The sequence below is a fragment of the Psychromarinibacter sediminicola genome, from assembly GCF_029168335.1.
Classification (GTDB): domain Bacteria; phylum Pseudomonadota; class Alphaproteobacteria; order Rhodobacterales; family Rhodobacteraceae; genus Psychromarinibacter; species Psychromarinibacter sediminicola.
Window position 1 is genome coordinate 1 of the sequence record NZ_JARGYC010000142.1, and the last position, 4708, is coordinate 4708.

Here is a 4708-nt window from a genome sequence, read left to right on the forward strand (position 1 = left end):
GCCGAGCGAGCGGTTGTTGAGGTTGGAGGACCCTACACGCATCAGGCGGTTGTCCATGATGACGATCTTGGCATGAACGTAGATCGGGCCTCCGCCCTCGGTCACGGGGGTGTAGAGCCTGAAACGGCCGTGCACATCTGACTTTCGGACGAACTCCAGAAGCTGCGCGCGGGCTGATCCCATCGCTTTCTCTTCCAGCCACCCTTGTGCCGTCTCGGGGTTCACGACGACGATTTCGGGGCCGTCCGGTTCACCCAGCCGCGCAGCGATCGCTTCGGCCAGAAGACGCGAGGCGAAATACTGGCTTTCGATGTAAAGGGTGCGCCGCGCGGCGGCGATGATCGCGAGGTAGAGCGACTCGATCTCGTGGACCTCGTCTCGCCCCGCATGGGCCGGCATCGTGCGCGAGATCGCGACCTCGGCGTCCCGGAGCATCGGCTCCAGGCATTCCGGCCAGATCGGCGCGACGGCGGGCGGCGGCGTCATGGCCTCGTCGGTGGCGTGTTCCCACCGCGTCCGCGCCAGGTCGCCCAACGCTCGGGCTGCGTCGCCGCCAACCGCCACGGTCGCGTCGTGCCACGGGTCGTAGGGCCGTTTCGTCGTGGGCCTGATCCGGTAGGGGCTGTCGTCCACGTGCTCCTTCGTGTCCCAGCGGTCCGCGGTCGCGTCGATGCCGCCGCAGAAGGCGAGAACGTCGTCCATCACGATGATCTTCTGGTGATGCGCAGCGCCAGAAGGATGTGCATGATCGAGCTTGAGGCGGATCTGGCCCCCGAGCAGCCAGTCCGCGAGGCGGAGAGGTGTGGAGCCCCGGCCGAGCGTGCTCAGAAGCCCGACGTCCCATTGCAGCAGCCGGATGTCGAGATCGGGACGCTGGCGGACGAGCCAGGTCAGGAACTTGCCCAGGCGGTCAGGAACGCCGCCTGGGTCTTCGCGCGAATCGAGCGAGATCCGCGTGTCGAACTCCCAGCCGATCATGATGACACTGTGCTGCGCCTTCTGCATCACCTCGCGCAGAAGCGCGAAATAGTCGGCCGCGTCGACGATCACCGCCAGCCTGTCTGCCGTTTCGATCCTCCAGCAGGTATCGCCGGGCCGCAGAACGGGTTGGGTCTCTTGCATTGCTTGCCACTCTCGCCGAAGTGTAGGATGCTCCGCCACGGTTCTCGGGCCGCGGGGCCTGACCATGGTTGTCTTATGAAACCCGTTGCGCGACCGCCCCGTCGCTATGCCCGCGCAAGGAAGAAACGCACCATTTCGGCCGAGGCGTCGGGTCCTTGCGGATCGGCGTAGCTGCCGCCGGCATGGCCCCCGGACCACGCGTGGCCCGCGCCGTCGATCCTCCAGACCTCGACCGGGTGGCCGGCCGCGTTCCGCGCGCGCAGCACGTCGTAGCGGCGCCCGGCTTCCTCTCCGGACACGGGAACAGCGTCTTCCAGCGGCCCGGCCAACCGGCCCGCGTTCACCGGCGCGACCGTGTTGTCGGCCGAGCCCTGGAAGATGATCGCCGGCACGGCAAGCGGTTCCGCGTCCGACGCGGGCTGGCCACGCATCGCGCCCAAGGCCGACATGACGTCGCTCGCCGATCCCGGCGCAAGGCCGGAATGCACGCCCGCGGCGGCGAAGACCTCCGGGTGGGTCTGGGCGAGGATGGCCGCCATCGCACCGCCCGCCGAAAGGCCTGCGACGAAGACACGGCCCGCCGGCACGTCGTGCTCCTCCGCCACGGCAGCAGCCAGGTCGGCCAGCAGCGCCGCCTCGCCCCCCGCCCGCGACCGGTCTCCGGGCCGGAACCAGTTCCAGCACGCCTGGGCGTTGTGCGCGCGCGTCTGCTCAGGATAAGCCACGACCAGCCCGTGCCGCTCGGCCTGGGTGTTCATCCGCGTCCCGGCAGCGAAATCTTCGGACGATTGCGTGCAGCCATGCAGCATGAGGATCACGCCGCGGACCGGTGCCTCTTGGTCGGAGGGGCGGTAAAGGTAATAGTCCCGCGCGCCGTGCGGGCCGGCATGGGCCCGGCGCTCGAACAACGCGCCGTCCGGCACGTCGACCACGGGTTGCGCCCGGCTCGACGGGGCCTCGAAGCCCTTGGCCCGTTTCGAAAGCTCCGAGACGACCTGCGAAAGCCGCGAACGCGGCCCGGTCGGCTTCGCGCGGCGGAACGCCATTGCCTTCGGCATCACGTCGGCCGGGGACGGCGTTTCGGCCGAGCCTGCAAGCGCCGCCTGGATCGTGCGCGTTGCGGCGAATGGGTGTCCGGCACGCGTCTGGTCGAGCGAGCGGCGCATGGCCGTCGCGAAATCGTCGTTCATCTGTTTGCCTTTCGGGATCGGCCGCAGCCGTCAGGTTGTGCGATGCGCCAGCGCGGCGCGCAGTTCGGGCGGCGCCTGAAGCGCGCCGAGGACGTTGATCGAACCGATGGTCGCCAGGGCGAGATCGGGCGTGATGTCGTGGGCCAGCCGCGCGAGCCCGACGACCTTGATGTGCAGAACCTCGCCCGCATCGCGGGCGGCTTCGAGATCGGCGCGGGTGAAATCGCGCAGTCCGACATCGAGCGTGCGCCGCTCGATCAGGCGGCCTACCTCGGCGCCGTGAGCGCCAAGCTGCGCGCGGATCGCGGTTCGGATGAAGTCGGTCCTGTTGGAATAAAAGCCTTCCTCGACCAGCAGATCGATGCGGCCGAGGTCGACGTAGCCGAGGTTGATCGTGACTTTCTCCGTGTCACTGGGCTTGATCTGGCGAGGCAACTTAATCTCCATCCACTTGGATGGTAAGTAGGGATAGACGTGCGCCGGTGCAAGGACCAATCCACCGGCCCTCGGAGTCAGACCACCTCAGGACGCCCGCGCTGCCGCGAATGTCACGAGCCGGCGGTTTTCCTCGTCCCACAGGTGCTTGCGCACGCATGAGAGACTTTCACCCAGCGTCAGCCGCTGCGCCTCGGCCAACTCGGGATGGTCACGCAGGATTTCGGGCAGACGGTAGAACGGCACGCGCGATTGTAGATGGTGCAGGTGATGCATCCCGATATTGGCCGTCAGCCAACGCAGCGGCCCGGGCAGGACGTAGTACGAGCTTCCATGCAGCGCCGCGTCGTGAAGCTGCCAATCGGGCTCGTGGTCCCAGCTCGTTTCCTCGAACTGGTGCTGCACGTAGAACAGCCACACCCCGATCGAGGCCGCGACCAGCATCGTGGGCAGGAAGATGAAGACAAGGACGTCGATGCCGCCCATGTATCCGATGCCCACCAACAGAGCAGCGATCGCTGCATTGGTCCCCATCGCGCTGACCCAGTATTTTCGGCCGGCGCGCATCAGGCCAAGCGGCAGCCGATTGCAAAGGAAGAAAACGTAGAACGGCCCCAGACCTAACAGGGTGAGCGGGTGGCGGTAGAGCCGGTACTTGAGGCGCCCGAAGAACGGCAGGCCGCGGTATTCCGCCACGGTCAGTGTCAGGACGTCGCCGATGCCCCGCCGCTCGAGGTTGCCGGTCCCCGCATGATGGGCCGCGTGCAGACGGCGCCAGGTGTCGTAGGGCGTCAGCGTCAGCACGCCGATGGCGCGTCCGACCCAGTCGCTGACGCTGCGATTGTCGAAGAAAGCGGCATGGCCGCAATCGTGCTGGATCATGAACAGCCGCACCAAGAACATGGCGTTCAGGACGGCAAGGACCGCGGCGAGCGTGTAGCTGAAGTCGACGCTCCAACAGGCCAGCGCCCACAGACCAGCGAAGGGACCCGCCGTGATGGCGATCTCCCACGTGCTTCGTGAGAGGGACGGCTCCCGGTATTGCGCGAGAACGGCGACCCATTCGCGCGCGGCGATGCGTTGTTCGGAGCCGGACCGTCGCGTATCAAATTCTACGTTTCCCGTCATCAAGCGGATTTCCTCGGGGTCGTACGCTTCTTCAGCTTTGCGGGCGCAACCGGTTTTGGTCGGGACCGCTCCCGTTCCAGTCTCGCCTTGCGCAACCGCTGCGTCTTCACGTCCCGTGCCGCAATCTCGGCGTCAATGATCAGCATTGCAGCGGAATGGGTGCCCGCCGCCTTGGATTCCCGAGCCTTCGGGCGGAATACGGTGTCTTTCGTCAGCAAGGGTAATCTCCTTCTTAGGGGTAATCTGCTGCGTTCGGGTAGTCAGGCGCAGGCACGAGGCGGGGACCCGTTCTGACAGAACTTGTCGCGCCGATTTCTCCGGACGCCGGCGTCAAGCTTTGTGCGGATCGTATGCCGAAGATTGGTGCCATCCGGTTTTGCGCGCCCTGCGACCACGGCAATGATTGATCATGCTCCCTGCCAAGGCGCACAACAGGGAGCACGGCCGTGCCGGACGCGACTTGAATTTGCGATGCACTGGCGACCAGCTTACGCCGCCCGAGCGTGACCCGACTCTTTATCGTCGCGGGAGAGCAGCCGCATACCTTCGCGGCGTCATCGAACGAAAACGCCTGGGCAACCACGAGGATAAGCGCCTCGCGCTGTTCGTCGGGAAGCGCGTCGAAAATCCGGCGGAAACCGGAATCTTCCGGCGCGGTGACCTTGACGATGACGCTTTTGGCGACGCCCTCCTCGGGCTGGCATCGCTTTGCATAGTAGGTTTCCCGAAGCATCCGGAACAGCTATGGCTGAAATTGGGTGATGGCGCCTGAGAAGGCGGCGTATCGTGGCGGGTGCTGAAGCCTGCCAGAACCTCCCGAAGGAGCGATACGC

Annotated in this window: 6 protein-coding genes; all 6 read right to left on the minus strand. The window is 66.2% G+C overall.

What is annotated here, in order from left to right; genetic code table 11:
• Window positions 1-1050 (minus strand): phospholipase D-like domain-containing protein (locus P1J78_RS24135; RefSeq protein ID WP_275569924.1); only part of this gene is annotated, 1050 nt, incomplete at its 3' end.
• Between the two features lie 176 nt (window positions 1051-1226).
• Window positions 1227-2312: an extracellular catalytic domain type 1 short-chain-length polyhydroxyalkanoate depolymerase gene (locus tag P1J78_RS24140; RefSeq protein WP_275569925.1), complete on the minus strand. Its 1086-nt coding sequence runs from the start codon at window positions 2310-2312 to the stop codon at window positions 1227-1229.
• A gap of 30 nt (window positions 2313-2342) precedes the next feature.
• Window positions 2343-2759, minus strand: a complete 417-nt coding sequence (locus P1J78_RS24145) for a ribbon-helix-helix domain-containing protein (protein ID WP_374213422.1) — start codon at window positions 2757-2759, stop codon at window positions 2343-2345.
• A gap of 75 nt (window positions 2760-2834) precedes the next feature.
• Window positions 2835-3875, minus strand: a complete 1041-nt coding sequence (locus P1J78_RS24150; RefSeq protein WP_275569929.1) for a fatty acid desaturase — start codon at window positions 3873-3875, stop codon at window positions 2835-2837.
• Window positions 3875-4093, minus strand: coding sequence for a hypothetical protein (locus P1J78_RS24155; RefSeq protein ID WP_275569926.1), 219 nt, complete (start codon window positions 4091-4093; stop codon window positions 3875-3877). Before P1J78_RS24155 ends, P1J78_RS24150 begins: the two co-directional genes overlap by 1 nt.
• A 14-nt stretch (window positions 4094-4107) precedes the next feature.
• The gene (locus P1J78_RS24160) at window positions 4108-4608 is read right to left on the minus strand and encodes a sigma factor-like helix-turn-helix DNA-binding protein (protein ID WP_275569927.1); all 501 of its coding nucleotides are present in this window, start codon (window positions 4606-4608) and stop codon (window positions 4108-4110) included.
• Window positions 4609-4708 lie beyond the last annotated feature (100 nt).

What these genes read in the sequence shown, in the direction of transcription:
- P1J78_RS24140 (WP_275569925.1), bottom strand. Translation starts at nt 2,312, where the DNA reads ATGAACGACGATTTCGCGACGGCCATGCGCCGCTCGCTCGACCAGACG.
- P1J78_RS24145 (WP_374213422.1), bottom strand. Translation starts at nt 2,759, where the DNA reads ATGGAGATTAAGTTGCCTCGCCAGATCAAGCCCAGTGACACGGAGAAA.
- P1J78_RS24150 (WP_275569929.1), bottom strand. Translation starts at nt 3,875, where the DNA reads ATGACGGGAAACGTAGAATTTGATACGCGACGGTCCGGCTCCGAACAA.
- P1J78_RS24160 (WP_275569927.1), bottom strand. Translation starts at nt 4,608, where the DNA reads ATGCTTCGGGAAACCTACTATGCAAAGCGATGCCAGCCCGAGGAGGGC.